At 54.4% G+C, this 21,371-nt stretch carries 18 protein-coding genes and 1 other annotated feature; of the genes, 9 read left to right on the top strand and 9 right to left on the bottom strand.

The features are described 5' to 3' along the window. Window positions 1-31 precede the first annotated feature (31 nt). Together NSQ24_RS21595 and NSQ24_RS21590 are read right to left on the bottom strand one after the other, a co-directional pair. Complete coding sequence (locus NSQ24_RS21595) at window positions 32-418, bottom strand: cupredoxin domain-containing protein (protein ID WP_003391281.1); 387 nt, start codon at window positions 416-418, stop codon at window positions 32-34. Between the two features lie 158 nt (window positions 419-576). Beyond that, window positions 577-1,206, bottom strand: a complete 630-nt coding sequence (locus tag NSQ24_RS21590; protein ID WP_003391283.1) for a LysE/ArgO family amino acid transporter — start codon at window positions 1,204-1,206, stop codon at window positions 577-579. Between the two features lie 146 nt (window positions 1,207-1,352). Between NSQ24_RS21590 and NSQ24_RS21585 the strand changes: the two genes are divergently transcribed. Next, entirely contained in the window at window positions 1,353-2,795 is a 1,443-nt protein-coding gene (locus tag NSQ24_RS21585) for a PLP-dependent aminotransferase family protein (protein ID WP_031931614.1), read from the top strand. A gap of 78 nt (window positions 2,796-2,873) precedes the next feature. Beyond that, complete coding sequence (locus NSQ24_RS21580) at window positions 2,874-4,610, top strand: methyl-accepting chemotaxis protein (protein WP_003391288.1); 1,737 nt, start codon at window positions 2,874-2,876, stop codon at window positions 4,608-4,610. A 92-nt stretch (window positions 4,611-4,702) separates the two neighbouring features. Here NSQ24_RS21580 and NSQ24_RS21575 read toward each other — a convergent pair whose 3' ends face one another. The 7 genes from NSQ24_RS21575 to NSQ24_RS21545 all read right to left on the bottom strand — a co-directional run bounded on the left by NSQ24_RS21575 (window position 4,703) and on the right by NSQ24_RS21545 (window position 10,685). Next, complete coding sequence (locus tag NSQ24_RS21575) at window positions 4,703-5,035, bottom strand: spore coat protein (protein WP_003391289.1); 333 nt, start codon at window positions 5,033-5,035, stop codon at window positions 4,703-4,705. A 16-nt stretch (window positions 5,036-5,051) separates the two neighbouring features. Next, a complete protein-coding gene (locus tag NSQ24_RS21570) occupies window positions 5,052-5,366 on the bottom strand; it encodes a ferritin-like domain-containing protein (protein ID WP_003391291.1) in 315 nt (104 codons plus the stop codon). A gap of 123 nt (window positions 5,367-5,489) precedes the next feature. Further along, on the bottom strand, window positions 5,490-6,299 hold the full coding sequence (locus tag NSQ24_RS21565) for a hypothetical protein (RefSeq protein ID WP_003391293.1): 810 nt from the start codon (window positions 6,297-6,299) through the stop codon (window positions 5,490-5,492). Window positions 6,300-6,371: 72 nt separating this feature from the next. Beyond that, window positions 6,372-7,208, bottom strand: a complete 837-nt coding sequence (proC, locus tag NSQ24_RS21560; protein ID WP_003391295.1) for a pyrroline-5-carboxylate reductase — start codon at window positions 7,206-7,208, stop codon at window positions 6,372-6,374. A 98-nt stretch (window positions 7,209-7,306) separates the two neighbouring features. Then, complete coding sequence (locus NSQ24_RS21555; RefSeq protein WP_031931613.1) at window positions 7,307-8,578, bottom strand: glutamate-5-semialdehyde dehydrogenase; 1,272 nt, start codon at window positions 8,576-8,578, stop codon at window positions 7,307-7,309. Between the two features lie 54 nt (window positions 8,579-8,632). Further along, the gene (gene proB / locus NSQ24_RS21550; protein WP_024985582.1) at window positions 8,633-9,742 is read right to left on the bottom strand and encodes a glutamate 5-kinase; all 1,110 of its coding nucleotides are present in this window, start codon (window positions 9,740-9,742) and stop codon (window positions 8,633-8,635) included. Between the two features lie 48 nt (window positions 9,743-9,790). Then, window positions 9,791-10,033 (bottom strand) — a binding site (T-box leader). Between the two features lie 55 nt (window positions 10,034-10,088). Beyond that, window positions 10,089-10,685: a DL-endopeptidase inhibitor IseA family protein gene (locus NSQ24_RS21545; protein WP_122957780.1), complete on the bottom strand. Its 597-nt coding sequence runs from the start codon at window positions 10,683-10,685 to the stop codon at window positions 10,089-10,091. Window positions 10,686-10,886: 201 nt separating this feature from the next. On the opposite strand from NSQ24_RS21545, the gene NSQ24_RS21540 reads away from it, so the two are divergent. The 7 genes from NSQ24_RS21540 (at window position 10,887) to NSQ24_RS21510 (ending at window position 21,226) form a co-directional block, all read left to right on the top strand. Continuing rightward, window positions 10,887-11,303 carry a hypothetical protein gene (locus tag NSQ24_RS21540; RefSeq protein WP_003391307.1) on the top strand — a complete coding sequence of 139 codons (417 nt, stop codon included), beginning with the start codon at window positions 10,887-10,889 and terminating at the stop codon, window positions 11,301-11,303. Between the two features lie 182 nt (window positions 11,304-11,485). Beyond that, entirely contained in the window at window positions 11,486-12,211 is a 726-nt protein-coding gene (locus NSQ24_RS21535) for an ABC transporter ATP-binding protein (RefSeq protein ID WP_003391310.1), read from the top strand. Next, entirely contained in the window at window positions 12,204-13,865 is a 1,662-nt protein-coding gene (locus NSQ24_RS21530) for a hypothetical protein (RefSeq protein WP_172920556.1), read from the top strand. The genes NSQ24_RS21535 and NSQ24_RS21530 overlap by 8 nt, the downstream gene beginning before the upstream one ends. A 335-nt stretch (window positions 13,866-14,200) precedes the next feature. Further along, a complete protein-coding gene (locus NSQ24_RS21525; RefSeq protein ID WP_003391313.1) occupies window positions 14,201-15,322 on the top strand; it encodes an S-layer homology domain-containing protein in 1,122 nt (373 codons plus the stop codon). Between the two features lie 392 nt (window positions 15,323-15,714). Continuing rightward, entirely contained in the window at window positions 15,715-18,123 is a 2,409-nt protein-coding gene (locus tag NSQ24_RS21520) for a 3-hydroxyacyl-CoA dehydrogenase NAD-binding domain-containing protein (RefSeq protein ID WP_339166550.1), read from the top strand. Between the two features lie 96 nt (window positions 18,124-18,219). Beyond that, window positions 18,220-19,398, top strand: a complete 1,179-nt coding sequence (locus NSQ24_RS21515; protein ID WP_339166549.1) for an acetyl-CoA C-acetyltransferase — start codon at window positions 18,220-18,222, stop codon at window positions 19,396-19,398. Between the two features lie 49 nt (window positions 19,399-19,447). Beyond that, complete coding sequence (locus tag NSQ24_RS21510) at window positions 19,448-21,226, top strand: acyl-CoA dehydrogenase family protein (protein ID WP_024985576.1); 1,779 nt, start codon at window positions 19,448-19,450, stop codon at window positions 21,224-21,226. The last annotated feature ends 145 nt before the right edge of the window (window positions 21,227-21,371 follow it).

Here is a 21,371-nt window from a genome sequence, read left to right as displayed (position 1 = left end):
CTTCCGTTGCTAGAGCCATCCAGCGTGAAGGCTAATTGACGATCAAAGTCCCCTGGTAACCGATTTCCGGATAGCCGGGGGTATTGGAGATGAATGGAAATTGGCCTTCCTGCTCAGCCAAAAATTGCAGCGTTGCCGACTGGTTTGGCTTCAGATCGGAGGATTGCACGTTCAATTCGCGGATCACGAGATTGTGCGGGCGAATATCCGTATTGACGATCATCAGGGAGACGGTCTCTCCTTTGTTGACGGATAGCTTGTTGGGCAAGAAACCTGCATTGGAGATGGTTACAGTCTGCACGCGTTGGGCAGTCACTGGAGAGGCATACAGGCGGTACTGATGAATAGCCAGTAACCCCAGTATCAACGCCAACGCGATTAACGGATAGCGAAGCTGCCTGTACCGTTGACGAGTCATATCCCTTCAGCTCCTTTGCGTGTGCGGAATTCTTGGAGGTGTTACTATTATCCTGCCCTGGACCTCTTTGGGATAAACAAGAGAAGTGTTTGCGGCCGAAAAGCGCAGAGGAACGTAGAGAAGCAAAAAAGGAGAGCGGGGAGGCTCTCTTTTTTTGGTCAGGAAAGAGACTGAAAATCGCGGATCAAGGAAATGGCCATATACAATGCGATAGCCCAGATAATCAGCGCGGAGACGATGTTTAGCCCGCGGAGCAGTCTGCCGGAGGTGTCGAGCTTTCCAGCGGTTCTTCCGGCGATGGCAAGCGCCAGAAACCAGAGCCAGGAGACCAGGATGCAGGAGAGGGAAAAGGCCCATTTCAGCGTACCCGTATACTGAAGCGAGCTCGTTCCGATGACCCCGATCGTGTCCAGGATGGCATGCGGATTCAACAGGGAAACGGACGCGGCGAACATGATCTGCCGCTTGGGCGTGAAGCGCTCCGCTGCCTCTTTGTCCACAGCCGGGCGGCTGCGCCAGGTCATGAAGCCCATATATGCGAGGAAACAGACACCGATTGCAAACAGGATCATTTTCAGCCAGGCAAAGGTAAGGACGACCAGTGAAACACCGAGCACAGCCAGCAAAATAAGGGCGGTATCACAAAGAGCAGCCGTGATGACGACTGGCAGTGCACGCCAGAGAGTAGGCTGCAGTGCTCCCTGGTTAAAGACAAATACGTTTTGCACACCTAGCGGCAGTATTAAGCCAAGTGCGAGTGCGAAACCGTGCGCGATTGCTTCCCACATGCGGGAGCCTCCTTTGTATCCTTTTCATAGGTTTTAGCGTACGTGAAAAAACGGAGAATGTCTCCAGCCAATTGGTTTGCTTTGAGACCAACCAATTCGTAAAATAGCAACAAAACGAACTGTCGGAAAAGGAGGGGAATGCTGTGATGCTGAAGCTGGACTGGAAGCCGGACAAACATGCTGACCTGCCTGTTTATTTGCAAATCATCCAGTATATAAAGGAAAAGATCGCAAGCGGCGAATGGCCGGTTCATACCCGACTTCCCACGCAAAGGGCGATGGCGGAGGCTTGGGGGGTAAATCGCAGTACAGTGGTCACGGCCTTGGACGAGCTAAAAGCGGAAGGACTGATCGAGTCTGTAGTGGGAAGCGGAACGGTCGTAAGCAACAATACATGGTCCGTTCTCGCATCCGCAGCGCCTCCCGATTGGATGAGCTATGTACAGACAGGAGATCATCCGTCCAATATGCAGACGATACAGGACATCAACAAATACGAGAGTGATCCTTCCATGATCCGTCTGGGAACGGGAGAGCTGTCCCCCGACCTGTTGCCGCTCAGGGAAACGGAAGAGATCCTCGGTTCGCTGCGGGGACGCCTTACCCACCTGGGCTACTCGGAGCCAAAGGGCTGGCTGCCGCTGCGCAAGGCCGTCAGCGGCTATCTGCGGACAAGAGGGATTGAGGCGTCGCCCGCATCGATACTGATCGTGTCGGGAGCCTTGCAAGCCCTGCAATTGATCTCGCAAGGTATCCTGCGACAGGGCTCCGGTATTCTCCTGGAGCGACCTTCCTACCTTTACTCGCTATCGGTTTTCCAAGCTTCCCGGATGCGCCTGCTGGGGATTCCGATGGATGACGAAGGAATACGGCCGGAGTCTTTGGCCAGGCAAAAGCAGCTCCGGGATGCGGCTCTTTTGTATACGATTCCTTCTTTTCACAATCCGACCGGCACGCTCATGTCTGAAGACAGAAGACGTCAGGTCATGGCTATTTGCGAACGGGAGCGGCTTCCGATCCTGGAGGACGATGTGTACGGCGAGCTGTGGCTGGACGAGCCGGGACCGCTGCCGCTGAAAGCGCTGGACCAGAACGGGCTTGTCCTGTACACCGGGAGCCTGTCCAAGACGCTCAGCCCCGGGCTGCGTATCGGATGGATCGTCGGGCCGGAGCCGGTGATCGAGCGGCTGGCCGATGTCAAAATGCAGACAGATTACGGTGCAAGCGCTCTGTCCCAGTTGGCTGCGGCAGAGTGGCTGCGGGGAAATCGCTACGAGCAACACTTGAAGCGGGTAAGAGCGTCGCTGAAAGAGCGGAGGAACCTGACATGCAGTGCTCTTTCTCGCTGGTTTTCCGGCATTGCCGAATGGCAGGAGCCGCGTGGCGGGTTTTACATCTGGCTGCGCCTAGAGCAGGCGAGATCCATGCGGACGCTCTTTTTACGGGCGCTCTCCGAGGGAATCCTGCTGAACCCCGGATATGTGTATGACCAAACAGACAGTCAGCATATGCGTCTTTCCTACGCTTACGCAAGCGAGGAGGACCTGGAGCATGCGCTGTACCGGCTCTCGCAGTTATTGCGGAAGTAGCGGGTTTATCGCGGCGGGAAAAAGGGTAGGGAAATCCATACAAAAACATGTCGGGAAAGCCATTGCTGGGGGGATTCCATGAAAACAAAAAAACAGACAAGCATCGTGACAAATATCGTGATCATCATCGGAGTGGTGATGCTTTTATTGGCGGCTGTCAATGCGCTTAGTCTTTATTTGCACAACAGCAATGCCGTAGAAAAGTCGATCTCCGCTTTCGGGATGGATTTGGCCCGGAATGCGGCAGCACAGGTGGACATCGGGACGTATCAACGCTTCCTGGAAAACCCTGTGGAGGGCGAGGACTATTGGAGCATCCGGAATCAATTGGACGACATTCGCAAGAAAATGGGGGCAAAGTACATTTATACGATTCAGGTAGATGAGGCAGAAAACGTGAAGCTGATGATCGATGGCTTGCCCAAAGGGGAGCCGAATGCAGCCGAGATCGGCGATGAGGCTTCCACCTTGACGTACAAGGAGCTGGTTCCTGTTCTCAACGGGGGAACAGCCAGTCAGCCGATCGTCCATGATGCCAAATACAATGAGGACTACCTTTCTGCATTTGCCCCATTGGTCCAGTCTGGCAAGGTGGTAGGCATTCTCGGCGTCGATATTGATGCTTCGGCTGTCCAAGGCATCATCTCGAAGGTCCAATGGGAAAGCCTGCCCGCTACGCTTTCACTCAATTTGATTGTCTCCTTCCTCGCCGCGATCTGTCTGGCGCTGTTCATTCGCAGGAGGCTGCGTCCTCTGCGCCAAATCAGCGAAAAGGCCGGGGAAGTCTCAGCCGGAAAACTCGCGGAAGCGGATTTTGCCTATTCGAGAAAAGACGAGATCGGCCTGATTATGGATTCTTTTTCCCAGATGATTGCGCACCTCAGAGAGCTGATTGGCGATGTGAAAACAGCGGCTGGACAAATGGATCAAATGACCGACGAAATGGCCCGCAGCATGCAAAACGTAGAGGAACAGGCACTTGCAATCGGCACGGCGAGCAGCGAGATCGCGCGGGGGAACGAGCAGACGGCCCGGTCTGTCGAAGCCATCTCCGGGCTCAATGGCGAGTTGACGGATAAGATTCAAAACGTGAATCAACAGGTGCAAGACATGCAGCGCCTGGGCAGAGACGTTTTGCGGACAGGAGAAGAAAGCCGGCTGCAGCTAGAGTCCTTCCTGTCGCATTCCAGAGAAACGTCAGCCCAGCTCAGACAAGTCAATTCCGGTATGGAACGGCTGGTGCAAAAGTCGGCTGACATCGGCAGCGTCGTGACCACGATTCAGGAAATTGCCGGGCAGACGAATCTGCTCGCACTAAATGCGGCCATCGAGAGCGCCAGGGCGGGGGAAGCGGGGAAAGGCTTCGCTGTCGTCGCCCAAGAGGTGCGAAAGCTGGCCGAGAAAACCTCCGAAGCGACCCTGGTGATCCAAAGAAATGTGCAGGATGTCATCGGAGAAGTAAACCGGGTGACAAGTGAATTGGAATTGACGATGTCGAAGTACGAAGAGGAGTCCGAAAAGATCAAGGGCGTTTCTGACGGAGTATCCCGTCTGGCAGCCATCACGGACGCTTTGCAGATGGCTCTGGAGCAAGTCGTAGTCATTACGGATGAGATGAGCCGATTCCAGCAGTCGATTCGGCAGGACGTCCTTTCCGTGACCGCGGTTTCCGAGCAGACCGCTGCTTCGGCCGAGGAGGTCACCGCTACGATCCAGGAGGTTGGGGAACATATCCGGCAGGTTGCGAGGGAAGCAGAAGAGGTAGCAGTCCACATCAGGCAGCTGCGGCAAAAGACTGATATTTTTGTGCTGTAGTCATTAACGCCAAGCGGTATTGCATTGCGTACATCGATTTCAAAGCAAAGGGACATCCGGTCGTGGATGTCCCTTCTTTCGTGTTTCTCCCATCAATGATAAGGAAATTGGCTGGAGTACCCGCTGAACTGCTGATATGCCTGCTGCAGCTTTTGCTGCTCTTCTGCCTCCAGCTTGTACCAGCCCTTTTGGAACATCAGATTGTACATTTCCCGAGCGCTCTGGTGCGTCTCGTTCAAGATTTGCAAGAGGTCGTCGTACAACTGCTGATGGCTGGCTTCCCGTACGGCAACATTGAGGCTGTCAGTCAGGTATTTGCACGTGGCAAGGCCATCGTTGATAAAGTCCCGATCGTTCATCTGCGGTCCTTTTACCTGGGGGAGCTGTCCGCTTTGTGGATTGGCAATCTGATTTTGATTGGGCATCAGGTTTCCCCTCCCTTTACTGGGCCTGGTTTTGCTGTTGCTGCGCTTGGGCTTGTATCTGAGGGATGGAAGCCATCACCGCGGCGTTGTTGACCTGCAAATGGGTCAACAGCTTCTGGTAGTGCCGCTGGTGCATTTGGCCTGCTTTTTCCAAAGCCTGCTTCACTTCCGGATCGGTCGCTTGCTGGGCAAAAAAGTGAAGCTTTTTAAAGGCCAAAAGCTGCCATGACAGGGCATCCTTCAGGTAGCTGCAGTCCTTTGTGGTGATTGCGCGGGGAGGCTGGGGAATCGGCACTTGTGTTTGCTGCGGAGCAGTCATCATTGCAGGCATCGGTGTTCTCCTTTCATTAACCATGATGGGATACACACGTATTAGCATGGGGCAAGCCAAAGGGGAATATCCTTGCAGGAAGGAAGCAAAAAAAGGCTGGAAGCAGAGAACTGCCCCAGCCCTTTATTTTTCCAATTCGAGTTGAACCACTTTCAGATCGATGCTTGCGGGTGCGATGTTCAGACAATACGTCGCTTCCTCGTGAAGCGCTTGCTGAATCCGGTGAGCAAGCGGCTGCAGGGGAGTGCCGAAGGGCAGACGCAGCGTCAGGGAAACCTCCAGACGCGGCAAATCCTCAAACGTATAGACTGTTTTTTGCAGCTGCGTGACCTCGGGAAATCGGGCGCATGTAACCTGAACGATTTTTCGCAAAACCTGGGGATGAATCATGATTCGTCCGCCAGTAAAAGAAGGGTGGACGACGGTCGTTTCGCCGATCACTTCTTTTTTCGGGGAAAAAATTTGTTGGGCGGAGGCGATCAGGCGCTGCAGCAAATCCTTTTCCACCTCGACCCGCGGAATCGGGATCACATGCTTTCCCTGCGTCTCCCGGATGTAGCGGGCTGCTTCAATCTCCTGCTGGGGCTTGATCGATTCGATCGGGATGTAGCGGACAGGGTCCGGCAGTCCGAGCGCTTCGACGATTCGGGAGATCATCCGGCGGGAGGTGCCAAGGATCAGCAAGCGCTCCGGATTGGTCAGCGCGAGCGTCCGGCGCACTTCATCGGCGTGGTCCTGGTAGTGAAAAATGGCCCGTTTTACCGCCTGTATTTTTGTTTTTTCATATTTGGCGGAAGTCCCGGCCAGCTTGCGTCCCTGATGGATCAGAATGCCGTCGTCAATGATGGCGTCAATCCCCAGCTGATGGGCAAGCTGGAGGGCGCTCGTGCTTTTTCCGGTTCCGCTTGTTCCAAAAAGGGCGTAGATCTCCATGCATGTTCTCCTCGTTCGGTTCATTTCTACCAGTATACACGAAAGCGGGCCCCAGCGGAAAAGCCCGAGGGCTTATTGGTACTGGGCACCGAGTTCACGGGCCCGCTCGGCTGCGCGAAGAACAGCTGAAGTGATCGCTTGTTGAAAGCGGAACGATTCCAGCACCTCCAGGCCAGCTTGAGTGGTGCCTCCCGGACTGGTCACCTTTTTCCGGAGAAGGGCAGGTTCGTCCGTAGTGTGCAGCAGCATCTGGGCTGCCCCGAGCAGAGTCTGGACCGTCAGCTTCCGGGCCATCTCCCTGGAAAGGCCGGCTTTCTCGCCTGCACCTTCCATCGCTTCCACCAGATAGTAAATGTATGCAGGGCCGCTGCCGGACAGACCTGTGATGATGTCCAGCTCTTCCTCGGCAACGGTGTAGACGGAACCGATTGCTTCAAACAGCAGGGTGGCGAGCTGGAGCTGTTCCTTTGTGACAAAGCGGTTGGCTGCCATGCCGGTCGCCGACAAGCCGATGGCGGACGAAGTGTTGGGCATCGTTCTGACGATCGGGCAGTCGATATCGAGCCATTCGCCGAGGCAATCGGTAGAGACACCGGCGATGACGGAGATGATCAGCTGCTCCTTGCGTACCAATCCTCTCAGGCTTTGGCAGGCCTCGGCAGCGTCCTTCGGCTTCATCGCCAGGATCAGGATGTCCGATTGGGAAATCAATGTATGTTTATTGGAGCACGCGGATACGCCAAATTGTTCTGACAGCCATTGAAGACGATCCTGGTTGCAGCGATTGGTGATCAGCACCTGCTCCGGCAAAAGCAATCGGTTTTTGACGATACCGGCCAGCATGGCTTCTACGATGGAGCCTGCGCCGAGAAAGCCGATGCGCACGGTTTGAAGGTTGATGCTACTCATGCTGAATCCTCCTCTGTCTGCGCGGGGACCTGCCTGCCAGTCGCCTTCCCAGGCGGGCAGCGGTGCAGGCGAGCCCACTTGCAGCTGATTTGTTTGTATTAGCGGATCTGGCCAGAGCCGCGGACGACGTACTTGCTGGTCGTCAGGGCGGTCAAACCCATCGGGCCGCGTGCATGCAGTTTTTGAGTACTGATGCCGATCTCCGCGCCGAAGCCGAATTCTCCTCCGTCTGTAAAGCGGGTCGACGCATTGTGATAAACCGCAGCGGCATCTACACGGGACAGAAACAACTCGGCTCTCTCGTTGTCCGAAGCGACGATGGCTTCCGAATGCCCCGTTCCGTGGCTTTCGATATGCCCGATGGCGTCATCAAGACTGTCAACAGTGGCGACTGCCAGGGTCAGACTCAAGTATTCGGTATCCCAATCCGCTGACGAAGCTGCTGCCAATCGGTTCGCAAGAGCGGGGTGGAGCAACCGTGTCTTTTCGCAGGCGCGAAGCTCGATTCCGACTGAAAGCAGCTTGGCAAGCAGTCTGTTTTGCAAATCTTGCGGCCAGCTGCGGTGGACGAGCAGAGTTTCGGCGGCGTTGCACACAGCCGGGCGGCTTGACTTCGCGTTCAGGATGATCGCTTCGGCCATGTCGTAGTCGGCCGTTTTGTCGATGTAGACGTGGCAGTTTCCGACCCCTGTTTCCAGAACGGCCACAGTCGACTTTTGCAGTACGCGCTGGATCAGCGAAGCGCCTCCGCGAGGAATGATGACGTCGATCAAGCCGTTTGCGGTGCACAATAGATCTACAGCTTCATGATCCGGATAAGGCAGGTACTGAACGGCTTCTTCGGGGAGGCCGGATTGGACCAGCGCTTTGCGGATGCATTCAGTGAGCGCGAGGTTGCTGGAAAGTGCGCTTCGGCTGCCACGCAGGACGATCGCGTTTCCTGTCTTCAGGGCGATTGCCGCCGCATCGACAGTGACGTTGGGACGTGCCTCGTAGACGATGCCGACCACGCCGAGCGGGACGCGGATTTGCTCGATAACCAGACCGTTTGGACGAGTCCAGCGCTCCATGATTTCACCGACCGGATCGGTTTGCTTTGCGAGCTGATGCAGGCTGTCCACCAAATCCTGCAGCCGCTCAGGCGTCAGTCGCAGCCGATCCAGGTAGGCGGCGGGCTGACCATCCTGCTGGGCCTTGATCAGGTCTTGCTCGTTTGCCGCCAGGATCGCCGTCTGGTTTTGCAGCAGCTGTCTGCCTGCTTCGCAAAGGGCGGCGTCTTTGGCTTCCTGCTTGAAGCGGGCCAACTGGCGGGACGCTTCCTTTGCCAGCTTCATTTGCCCATACAATTTCTCTTTCAGGGCGCTCTCCATGGTTCTCATCTCCCTTTCCAATACGTCAGCGGCTACTGCCGTTTATTTGTCTTTCTAGGTTAAAAAGGCGGCTTCCGTCCATTGATCGCGGTGGATTACCGTACCGCTTGGCTTCGCCGGGTGATGCGCTGACAACAGGTCTTGCAATTCGCTCGCGTCATAACGGCTTACGCCTCTGCCGATCAGGCGGCCGTCGCAGTACACGTCGATCACCTCGCCCTGCAGGAAACTTCCGCTGACCTCCAGAACGCCTGCTATCAGCAAGCTTCTCCGCTTTTCCAGGACAGCCTCTGCCGCCCCGGAGTCAATCGTGATCCGGCCGCTGACAGGGGAGTGCAGGGCAATCCATTGCTTGCGGGTCGGAAGAGCGTGCAGCGGCGGTTCTTCCGGCTTGTGGCCGACGTACGTGCCCTTCCCTTGGCCGCGCAACACGGCAATCAGGTCGTCCGGCTCTCCCAAGCGCCCGATGAAGGTAGAGATGCCCAGATGATGGGCTGTTTTGGCAGCGATGAGCTTGGAACGCATTCCGCCTGTACCGAGCCGGGAAGCGCCACCGGCAAGCGCCTCCACGTCTTCTGTGATCGCAGGCAGGTGAGGAATGCGAACGGCGTCGTCATGGCTGCGCGGATCTTTGTCGTACAGACCATCCGTATCCGTCAAAATAAGATAGAGATCGGCGTGAACGAGACCGGCAACGAGCGCGCCCAGCATGTCGTTGTCGCCGAAGGTAAGCTCTTCCACAGAGACTGTGTCGTTTTCGTTGATGATCGGCAGCACGCCTTTCTCCAAAAGGAGCGACAGCGTCTGGAAAGCGTGTTGATACCGTCCCCGGTGAGAAAAGTCGCTGCGTGTAAGCAATATTTGCGCAATTGTGATCCCGTAGGACCCGAATAGCTGGGTATAGGTCTGCATCAGCAGGCTCTGGCCGATCGCGGCTGCTGCTTGTTTGGCTGCCAGCGTTCGCGGTCGCTGCTGATACCCCAGTCCCCGAAAGCCGCTCGCCACCGCGCCCGAGGAAACCAAAACGACCTGGTGTCCTGCCTCTCGCAGCTTGCTTACCGCGGAGACGAGCAGAGACATCTTGTACGGGTCGCAGCCTCCACCCGCAGCGGCAAGCGAGCTGCTGCCCACCTTTACAACCAGCCGCAATTTTCCCTTTTTCATCTCAGAGCCTCCTTGTCTAGAAAAATAAAAAACCCTTTCGTTCCTCGACATAAGGACGAAAGGGTTCATTTACCTTCGCGGTACCACCTTACTTGACGATAGGAGCACGTTGGATGCTCGGATATCGTCCAGCTCTCTTTCTTTGATAACAGGTGAAAGAAACCTGTCCAGGTCATCCCTGGCAGCTCTGGGGGTGGGTTCAAACCGTATCGCGGGCGAAATCTCTCAGCCGCTGAATTTCGCTCTCTGGTCCGGACATGCGATTTTACTAGTCCCCGTCATTGCAATCCGTATGCGCTTATTAATTCATAATTATTCGCATGGAGGGATAAAAATGTCAAGAGGGTTATTCAAATTGTTCGCTGCCGTACGCACCCGTTCTCGATTTGATTTCATACCGCTTTGTTTTTTTGTCGCGAACGAGCAAATACGTAATCGTCCTTTCCGACGCAAAAGAAGGGGAGGTGGCCTCGTTCACCGTGACGAGCAGCCCGTCTGCCGTTTTTTCCAAGCTCGTGTTGCCGGTCGAAATCAATACCGGATACAGGGCGGAGGGCCCTGCCAGATAGACCTTTCCCTTGACTATCTTAGTAGTCAGATTGTCGTACATCCGCTCAGCCAAGGGGCGAGTCCAGTAGCGGGAAAAATAGGAGACGATTTTCTCCCGGCTGTCAAAGCGGGAGGGAAGGGCACGATAGGTCAAGCCGTCTTCGCGGATCGGCTTTCTTTTGCTTTCCATCGCCGCAAAGTAAAGCTCCTCCCAGACGTGTTCAGCCCTGTTGAGGAAAATAACCGTATCGGCCTTGCTCTCCCCCAGTTTTTGTACAGCGATTTGTCTTTCTTGTCTTTGCGTCGTTTTGGCTTTTCCCTTCTCGTCCTGCGGTCCCGCATTGCAGCCAGCGAAGAGAGCAGCCGCCACAAACAGAATCAACCATCGTTTCATGCCAGCACCTCACTTCTCCTCACATGATTCTCTTTATCTAGCATGCCTGCGGGAGAGAACAGCCAATCGCGTTAACTTTTTCCTGACAGGGCAAGAAAGACCAGGTGAAAGAAACAGGAAACAGATAGGGGTTGTTTCCAACCAGTATTTACGGCTATCATGAAGGGAGTCATGCAGTTCGAATAGTTGAGGTGGATAATCATGTTTGGTTTTGGAAAAAAAGTGAAAAAGCTGGAAGGTACGGACGTACTGATCATTAAGACAGAAGAAGCAGCCAACCGGAATTTTTATCAGGTGGCCTTTCCCAGCATGTATGCAAACGATATTGTGAGCATGTTGAAAAAATTGGAGCGCTCTTCTTTCAACAAGCCCGAATACCTCGGTGAGATCGGCGGTTTTCGCATGGTTACCCACCTGGAAGCCATGATGGACATCACTGTCATGGACGAGGCAGACATGGAAGGGCATCCGGTGCAAATCCAGGACTTTGCCAATATTTTGCTGCGCCGTCTGGAAGCGCTGGAAGAGCGCGGCGTGCTGGGCGACAATGAAGATATTGCCTTTATCATGGGCGAATTGACCATGCTCAGAGACGGAAGCTTCATTCCGCAAGCCTAATGAACAGAATGCGGCAACAGTTGCATCCAAAAAGGAGAGTGAATTTGTTCACTGCTCCTTTTTGTTTTGTTTGATAAATTTGGGGAATTGCGCAAATTCCGATATATGCAACCAATAAGCCGGTTAAAACGTACTTAAACAGGGGACCTTCCTTCCCAGCGGCACATATGAGGAGGTACATGATGATAGAACTCCAAGGAGTTACCAAAAGCTACAACGGCTCGACAAAAGCGGTCGACAACCTTCAGTTGACCATTCCGAGAGGCGAGATATTCGGTTTTCTGGGGCCAAATGGCGCAGGGAAAACAACCACTATCAAAATGATTACGGGGATCACTCGTCCTGACCGGGGAACGGTGCTGATCAATGGAAAGGATATTTTGACCGATACAGTTGCGGCCAAGCGCCAGTTTGGCTTTGTACCCGACAGCCCGGATCTGTTTTTGCGGCTGAGAGGATTGGAATACGTCAATTTCATGGCGGATATGTACGAGGTTCCGCACAGCCTGCGCAAGGAACGGATCGAAGTTCTGGCGAAACGGTTCGACATGATCGATGCCCTGACCGATCCCATCCAGAGCTACTCGCACGGAATGAGGCAAAAAATCATTATCATGGGAGTGCTCATCCACGAGCCGGAAGTCTGGATTATGGACGAACCGCTGACCGGTCTCGATCCGAAATCATCCTATACCCTGAAAGAAATGATGCGGGAGCACGCCGACTCCGGAAGGACTGTGCTTTTCTCGACTCACGTACTGGAAGTGGCGGAAAAGCTGTGCGATCGGGTAGCCATTATCAACAAAGGAGTCCTGCAGTTCTGCGGTACATTCCGCGAGATGCAGGAGCACTTCCAGTCCGATGAATCACTGGAGCGCTTGTTCCTGGAGATGACCGATCATGAATAAGACCTGGCAATTGACAAAAGTGATGCTGAAAAACGGCAGCGGCTTTTTGGGAGGCAAAGCAAAGGACAGGTGGAAAAAGATTGCGCTGCTGCTGTTGGCTTGTCTCGGCCTGTTGCCGTTGATGTCGGCCTACGTCATGATTGCATCAGCGCTCTATGACGGCCTGAAGCTGGTCGGACAGGAAACGGTTCTGTTGGGGTTGGGGCTGGCTGCAGCCTGCTTGGGCATCTTTGTTCTCGGCATTTTTTACGTTCTATCCGTCTTTTTTTATTCACAGGACATTGAGCATCTGCTCCCTCTGCCGCTCAAGCCCGCTCAGATTATCGGCGCGAAGTTTCTCGTCACGCTTCTGTACGAGTATGCGACGGTGGCGATCCTTTTAGGACCTCTTTTGATTACGTACGGAGTCAAAAGCGGCGCAGGCGTCCTTTACTACCTGCACATGCTGATCACTTTTTTGGTGCTGCCGGTCATTCCTGTCGTCCTAGCCTCGCTTGTGGCGATGGTGTTCATGCGGTTTACCAACATCGGCAAGAGTAAAGACCGCTTCCGGCTGGTCGGCGGCTTGGTGGCCATCGCGATCGCGATCGGGTTTCAGGCAATCGTGCAGCGGGGGGCAAGTACGATTGAGAACGCAGAGCAGCTTCAGGAAATGATTTTGTCAGACAAAAATATGTTTTTGTCGCTCGTCACACAGATGTTTCCGACGAGCAGACTGGGCGCGATGGCTTTGGCAGAAGCAGGCACGTTAGTCGGCATCGGCTATCTTGGGGCTTTCCTGTTCATCTCCGCAGCCTTCGGAGCAGCGCTCATTATTCTCGGTGATCGGTTGTATTTGAAAGGCGTTATGGGCATTTCGGAAACGGCTGCGAAGCGCCAGCGGGCCAGTGCGGAAGAGTTTGACCGCATGACGGGAAAACGTTCCGCCTTCCTCGCCTACGCGATCAAAGAGTGGAAAACGCTGTTCCGGACACCTGCCTTTCTGCTCAACTGCGTGCTTTCCAGTCTCTTTTTGCCGTTTATTGCTTTTCTGCCCTTGGCGACACGCTCAGATGGCTTGTCCGGCCTTTCCGCATACGGGGAGATGCTTCAATCGGAGACAGCGGCAGGGATCGGCATTGCAATCGCAGTGGCCGCAGCCATGTTTATTACGACCACGGGGAGCATCTCTGTAACGGCAATTTCTCGGGAGGGACAGAACTTTTTCGTCAACAAGTTTCTGCCGGTTCCCGCTTCGGTGATCATCTTGGCAAAAATTGTACCGGGATGTATTTTAGGCGTTTTCAGCCTGCTATTGATGGAGGTTCTGGCGGGTATCGCACTGCAAGCTCCTGTCTCCTTTCTGCTCCTGTCTTTTGTGGCGGCTGTCCCGGGAATCCTGTTTATCAATCTGATTGGGATCATGATCGACCTGAACATGCCCAAGCTGGATTGGGACTCGGAGCAAAAAGCGGTGAAGCAGAACATGAACACGCTCATACCGCTCATCATCATGCTGGCTGTTTCCGGATTGATTTTCTTCTTTGTGATCCAGGGAGATGCCGCAAGCTCCATGGTTGCCGGCACTGTATGCGTCCTGTTTGTGATCGTGGACCTGATTCTGTATCGTATATTGATGAAAAAAGGACCAGGCTGGATGGAAAAAATCGACTGATCATCTGCAAGCTGTCACCGGGGGCCTCAGGGTCTCCGGTTTTTCTGTTTTCAAAACGATTCTTTGGAACTAACGATGATTGTACATAAAGCCGTTTATTTTTCCTGGTGATGGGCGAAAGGAACTATTTTTAGTTCCTGAAGACTACTTCTATCTGTTCAATTTTTCTGGCAATCTTTACAATTGTAGAAATGATTGGTATTTTTGTCTCGGGTCATATAGTGTTTTAGTAAGGGAAAATGCAACCATTCGGCTAGGTGGACCTGCCAAATGGAGAGGGAATAGTTGGCTTACATATTAGCTTAGCTTTAAAAATAATCTGAAAGGAGTATAGTATGCGCAAACGGCATTCTCTTTTCCTACTCATTGTCGCAATCCTGGTGCAGTCAGTTTTTGCTGTCCAGGCGGGGGCGGCGGAAACTTACTACGATGATATCAGAGGGCACTGGGCTGAAAAGGAGATCCTCTTTCTTGAACAGCGGGGCATATTCAAGCACGGAGGGAACCGCCACTTCAACCCGGACAAGACGGTGTCGCGCGGAGAAGCGCTGGCACTGGTCAACCGCGTTCTGGAGGATGTGTACGGAAGACTTGCAACCCCCGTCCCCCAGCCGTATCTGGATCATCGCTATCCGTTGAAAACGGAAATCGAAGGACTGGTTGCCAACATGCAGGTGTTGCTCGATGTAAACACCGGGTTTGTCAACGATTTCAGGCCGGGCGATCTGATGGTCTACAATCTGCATCTCGCATCAAATGGCATGCTGATGAAAAAACCGCAGAAAGTCAATCCCGAATGGTGGGTGCCTACGCCTTACCTGCAATATCCGATGTCGAGGGAAGAGGCGAGCATGATCCTGTTCCATGTGCTGTCGCCATACAAGCTTCGCATCGTCGAGCCCAAAATCAATGACGTAAGACTGTTTTATGACGGCTATTCCCAGTGGAAGCACAAGAGCAGCTACGTCGATACCGTTTCTCCTTATGCGGAAGCGATTCGGGAATTCCAACTGTTTGGCGGGCAGCGAAATTTTGACCCGTACTCCAACATGACCAGAGCCCAGTTTGCGGTTGTGCTCACCCGCTTGCATCATTTTTTGGAGGGGGACGCCAGCAAGCAGTTCAAGGAAAGCACGAAGCGGCAGCAGATCGCAGCCAACCTGCTGTTGACGGCGGCCAATCGGGCGTTTTTGGACAAAGATCAGCAGCGCTTGTCTTCCTATGTAAGCGAAGCTGCCATAGAGAGTCTGACCAAATTGCAAGCAGCTTTGCCGCTGCATAGTTACATGGCGGAATTGAAGCTCAAAAGGGACGAAAACAGTTCCGATAAATTATGGGTGACCGGCAAGTACGAGCATCGCCAGGTGGGACCCTATGAGCTGGAGTTCCTATTTGAAAAAGACGAATCCAATCCGTTTGGACATAAGATTACGTCGATTGCGTACAGAGAGCGGTAAGAAGAGAAGGGAAGGGAAGGGAGCAGCCGACAGAAACGTTCGGCATCCCTCCTTTTTTGATTGATTGTCCCAAAAGATGAAAAAGCGTACAGTCTTGCTGTTGCAAAAAATCGGCAAATGGAGATTGCAACGGCTTCTCTTTTCGATTACAATAAAAACTGAACGGTGATTCAGTGTCGGCTGAACTGCCAGACATCTCACGAAAGCGCAAGCAAAAAGTGGTGAGATGTTTTTTTACAAAACAAAAATGAATGAGCATTCATTCAAAGGAGACATGTAAAGCGGAATACAGGAATATTTTTGAACGAGTAGAAATCAGAAAGCAAGGATTTTTTGTTCAGACTATTTCGTATTTACCGCGAGATTCTAGTTTACATGAGGGAGGGTATTGGATGGAACGCAAAATTCGCAAAGCGGCTGTTCTCGGTTCCGGCGTGATGGGAGCAGGTATCGCCGCCCACTTGGCCAATGTGGGTATCCCTGTCTATCTGCTCGACATCGTGCCGGGTGAATTGACGGAAGAAGAGAGTAAAAAAGGGAAAACGCTGGCAGACCCTGCCGTTCGAAATCGGATTGCGCAAAGCGGCAAAGAGCGGCTGTTGAAGGAAAAACCGGCTCCGCTCTACGACAAGGCCAATCTTGAGCTGATCACCGTCGGCAACCTGGAGGATCACCTGTCCTATCTGGGTGAAGTGGATTGGATCATCGAGGTCGTCGTCGAAAACCTCGACGTCAAGAAAAAGGTGTTTGAAACGGTAGAAGCCCATAGAAAGCCTGGAACGATCGTCTCCTCCAATACATCCGGTGTCTCCATCAACGAAATGAGCGAGGGTCGCTCCGAGGAATTCCGCCGGCATTTCCTGGGCACCCACTTCTTTAATCCGCCTCGTTATCTGAAGCTTCTGGAGATTATTCCGGGGCAGGATACCGATCCGGCGATTGTCGACTACATGATGCATTTCGGAGAATTTGTCCTCGGCAAAGGGACGGTTCTTTGCAAGGATACGCCCAACTTTATCGCCAACCGGATTGGCACATACGGCCTCCAGGTCTCCATTCAGGAAATGGTTCGGCTCGGGCTTGGCGTGGACGAAGTAGACGCGTTGACGGGTCCGGCGATCGGCCGTCCGAAAAGCGCCACATTCCGCACGCTTGATGTCGTCGGTCTCGACACCTATGTGCACGTTGCAAACAACGTCAAACAAAAAAGTTCGGACGCGCAGGAGATCGCCGTGTTCGAGGTCCCGACCTTTGTCCTGGAGATGGTGGAGAAACGCTGGCTCGGCCAAAAAGCCGGACAAGGTTTTTTCAAGCAGGTGAAAACATCGGAAGGCAAGGAAATCCTTGCGCTGGACTACAATACGATGGAGTACCGCCCGCGGGCGAAGGCAAAATACGCTTCGCTGGAGGCGGCCAAGACAGCCAAAACGCTGCCGGAAAAGCTGAAGGCGCTCGTATACGGAAAAGACAAGGGAAGCGAATTTGTCTGGAGCGTCTTCAAAAAGGTCTTGCTCTACTCGGCTGAAAAAGCGCATGAAATCGCGGATGACATCGTCTCTGTCGACCAGGCGATGAAGTGGGGCTTCGGCTGGGAGCTGGGACCGTTTGAGACTTGGGACGCCATCGGGGTGGAAAAATCGGTGGCCCGGATGCGCGAAGAAGGAGAGAGCATCCCGGCACTGGTAGAGGAGCTTTTGGCAAGCGGAAAAACGTCTTTCTATCAAAAACAGGAGGGACGCCGGGCAGCATTCGCAATCGGCGGCGCCTATAAAGCCATAGAGGAGAAAAAGGAAAAGATCAACCTGGCCGCGCTCAAGGAGCAAGGCAAGCTGATCAAGAAAAACGCCGGCGCAGCTCTGGTGGATCTGGGCGATGGCGTAGCCTGCCTCGAGTTTACATCGCCGCACAACGCTTTGGGCATGGATGTCCTGCAGTTGGCCGGCTACGCCGTGGAAGAAGTGCAGCGCAATTTCCTCGGCCTGGTCATTGGCAATCAGGGGAAAAACTTCTGCGTCGGCATGAACCTCGGCTACGCCCTGATGGAAGCCCAGGATGAAAACTGGTTTGAGCTGGATATGCTGGTCAGCCGCTTCCACAAGGTAGGCAATGCGATGAAAAGCATGCACAGGCCGGTCGTTGCGGCTCCATTCGGGATGACGCTCGGCGGCGGAGTGGAGATCTGCTACCTCGCAGACCGCGTTCAGGCGTCGGCAGAAACCTATCTCGGACTCGTCGAGGTCGGCGTTGGCCTTTTGCCGGGGGGCGGCGGCACGAAGGAAATGCTGTTCCGCGCCATGGAGCACGTACCGGAGGGCGGCACTGTCCCGGTAGACCCGTTCCCGTTTGTGGCCCGGGCTTTTGAAGCGATTGCCATGGCAAAGGTATCGACCAGCGGCAAGGAAGCGATCAACCTCGGCTATTTGCGCTCCACTGACCGGATCAGCATCAATTCCGACCACCTGCTCTACGATGCCAAGCAGCTGGTGCTGGCGATGGACCGGGAAGGCTATACGCCGCCCAAGCCGCGCAAAATCCGCGTCATTGGAGAGAGCGGCTACGCCAATCTGCGCCAGAATATTTACTCGATGAAAAAGAGCGGGTACATCAGCGACCACGATGAGCTGATCGCCAGCAAGATCGCCTATGTGATGTCGGGCGGAAGCGTTCCTGCGGGCACAGAGGTGTCCGAGGAGTACATCCTGGAGCTGGAGAAGCAGGCGTTTCTGGAGCTGATCAAAACGCCAAAAACACAGCAGCGGATGCAGCACATGCTGACAAAGAACAAGCCGCTGCGGAACTGATCATAACGAGCTTTTGCGGGAGCGCGTCTGCACCTGTAATAGTGATAGGCAAAAGGGGAAGATCCCAGGAAGATCGCCAGAAAGAGGGGAAGAGCCATGAAGGAAGCAGTAATCGTCGCAGGTGCCCGCACTGCTGTTGGCAGAGCCAAGCGGGGCAGCCTGAAGGACGTTCATCCCGTTGATATGGGCGCTGCAGTCGTCAGCAATCTGCTCGGCCGGGTGCCGCAGCTGAATCCGGCTGACATCGAGGACATCATTATCGGCAACGCTGTTCCAGAAGCGGAACAAGGAATGAACATGGCCCGTCTGATCGGTTTGCGGGCAGGGCTTCCGACGAACGTATCCGGCATTACGGTCAACCGTTTCTGTTCATCCGGTCTGCAGACGATCGCCTATGCGGCCCATCAGATCATGGTGGGCGGGGCTGACGTAATCGTCGCTGGCGGTGTAGAAAGCATGAGCCTGCTGCCGATGACCGGTCACAAGGTAGCCTTGAACCCGACGCTGGTCGAGACCATGCCGGAGGCGTACATGGGCATGGGGCATACGGCCGAAGAGGTGGCGAAGCGCTACCGGATCAGCCGCGAGGACCAGGATGCTTTCGCACTGAGGAGTCACCAGCGTGCGGCAGCCGCACTGGCAGCAGGCAAATTCAGCGGAGAAATCGTCCCGATCACTGTCAAGTCGCATTATCTCGATGAAAATCACAAGCTGCACGTGCAAGAGCGCGTTTTTGATATGGACGAAGGAGTCCGGGCAGACACTTCGCTGGAAGCGCTGGCCAAATTGAAGCCGGTCTTCCACGTCAAAGGCAGCGTCACGGCAGGCAACTCTTCGCAGACGAGCGATGGCGCCGCGGCCGTTCTGGTCATGTCGGCAGAAAAGGCGGCAGAGCTGGGTGTCCAGCCGATCGCCAAGTTCAGATCGTTTACGGTCGGCGGTGTCGATCCGGACGTGATGGGGATCGGACCGGTGGTGGCCATTCCGAAGGCGCTGAAAATGGCGGGACTGAGCATTGCCGATGTAGACCTGTTTGAGCTGAACGAAGCGTTCGCCTCCCAGTCGCTGGCAGTTATCCGAGAGCTTGGCCTTGACGAGGAAAAGGTGAATGTAAACGGCGGAGCGATCGCGCTGGGCCATCCGCTCGGCTGCACAGGCGCCAAGCTGACCGTCTCCCTCCTGAACGAACTGAAACGGCGCGGCGGCAAATACGGCGTCGTGACGATGTGCATCGGCGGCGGAATGGGAGCCGCAGGCGTATTTGAAATGGTGTAGGCAAGCGCATTGACGTTATTCAATCGAAAAGCTAAAGGAGAGAATGGCAATGGCTGATACCAAAGAATTGATCCGCGGCGGCAGCTTTCTGATTGACGCAGGCAGCGCCGACTCGATGTTTGTTCCTGAGGAATACACGGAAGAACAAAAAATGATCGCCAAAACGACAGAAGAGTTCGTCGTCGGTGAAGTTCGCCCCCATTTGGAAGAGATCGAAAACCATAACTTCGACATCTCGGTCCGCCTGCTGAAGGAAGCCGGCGAGCTGGGCCTGCTGGGCGGCGACGTGCCGGAAAAATACGACGGCCTGGGTCTGGACAAAGTGAGCACGGCTTTGGTGACAGAGAAGTTTTCGCTGGCACGCGGCTTTGCGCTCAGCTACGGAGCCCATGTGGGCATTGGTTCCCTGCCGATCGTCTACTTCGGCAATGACGATCAAAAGCGCCGCTACCTGCCCGATCTCGCCTCCGGCAAACGTCTGGCTGCGTATTGCCTGACCGAGCCAGGCTCCGGTTCAGATGCGCTGGGTGCAAAGACGACGGCCAAACTGTCCGAGGACGGCAAGCATTATATTCTGAACGGCGAGAAGCAATGGATCACCAACGCAGGCTTTGCCGATGTCTTTATCGTGTACGCAAAAATCGATGGCGAGCACTTTACCGCTTTTATCGTGGAGCGCGAATTCCCCGGAGTGTCATTTGGACCGGAGGAAAAGAAGATGGGCATCAAGGGTTCCTCTACTCGCACTGTCATTCTGGAGGATGTTCCGGTACCGGTGGAAAACCTGCTGGGCGAGCCGGGCAGAGGCCATGTCATCGCCTTCAACATCCTCAACGTAGGCCGCTACAAGCTGGCCGTAGGAGCGGTCGGCTCCGCGAAACGGGCGCTGGAGCTGGCGACCAACTACGCAAAAGAGCGGAAGCAGTTCAAGACGCCGATTGCCAACTTTACGCTGATCAAAAACAAGCTGGCCAACATGGCGCTGAAAACATACGCATCGGAAAGCTCCGTGTACCGGACCGTCGGCTTGTTCGACACCGCTCTCTCCAGCCTCGGCGACAAGCAAGATGACGGGCGCGAGGTGGCGAAGGCAATCGCCGAATACGCAATCGAATGCTCAATCAACAAGGTGTTTGCTACAGAGGTACTCGACTACTGCGTGGATGAAGGTGTGCAAATCCACGGGGGCTACGGCTTTATGTCGGAGTACGAGATCGAGAACATGTACCGCGACTCCCGGATCAACCGGATCTTTGAAGGGACAAACGAAATCAACCGCATGCTGATCCCTGACATGCTCGTCAAGAAAGCGATGAAAGGAGAGCTGCCTCTGCTGCAAGCGGCAGCCAACCTGCAGGAAGAGTTGATGAGCTACTATCCGGAGGAGATCGAAGACGCACCGCTGGCTCAGGAGAAGCACCTGATCGATATGACCCGCAAAATCATCCTGATGGTGGCCGGTTCCGCCTTGATGAAGTATCAACAGGCGATTGCGAAAGAGCAGGAGCTGCTCGCTCTCGCGGCAGACATGCTGATCGAGCTGTACGCGATGGACAGCGTCGTCAAGCGGACAGAGAAAGCCATTGCCAAAAACGGCGTTGAGAAGGAGCAGCAAAAGCTGGATCTGACGACCGTTTACGTGAGCGATGCGTTTGACAAGGTTGAAGCATGGGCGAAGGAAGCGCTGGCTGCGATGGAGGAAGGCGACGATCTCAGAATCCGCCTCTCGATTTTGAAAAAGCTGACGCGCCGCACTCCGATCAACACGGTTCAGATGAAGCGTGTCATCGCTGATCGTGTCATCGAAGCCGGCGGATATGTGCTGTAGAGTCGGGGGAAGGCCATTTCAATGTAACAACATGCGGCGCTGACCACGTCGACTATTGGCAAAACAGAAGCAGATCACGAAAGGCTGCCTGGCCTGGTGATCTGCTTTGTTATGTTCCGGCTACTTTTTCTGCGTATATATCCGC

Source organism: Brevibacillus sp. FSL L8-0520 (assembly GCF_037963895.1).
Lineage (GTDB): Bacteria > Bacillota > Bacilli > Brevibacillales > Brevibacillaceae > Brevibacillus > Brevibacillus borstelensis.
This window is presented reverse-complemented; position numbering and strand designations above follow the sequence as displayed.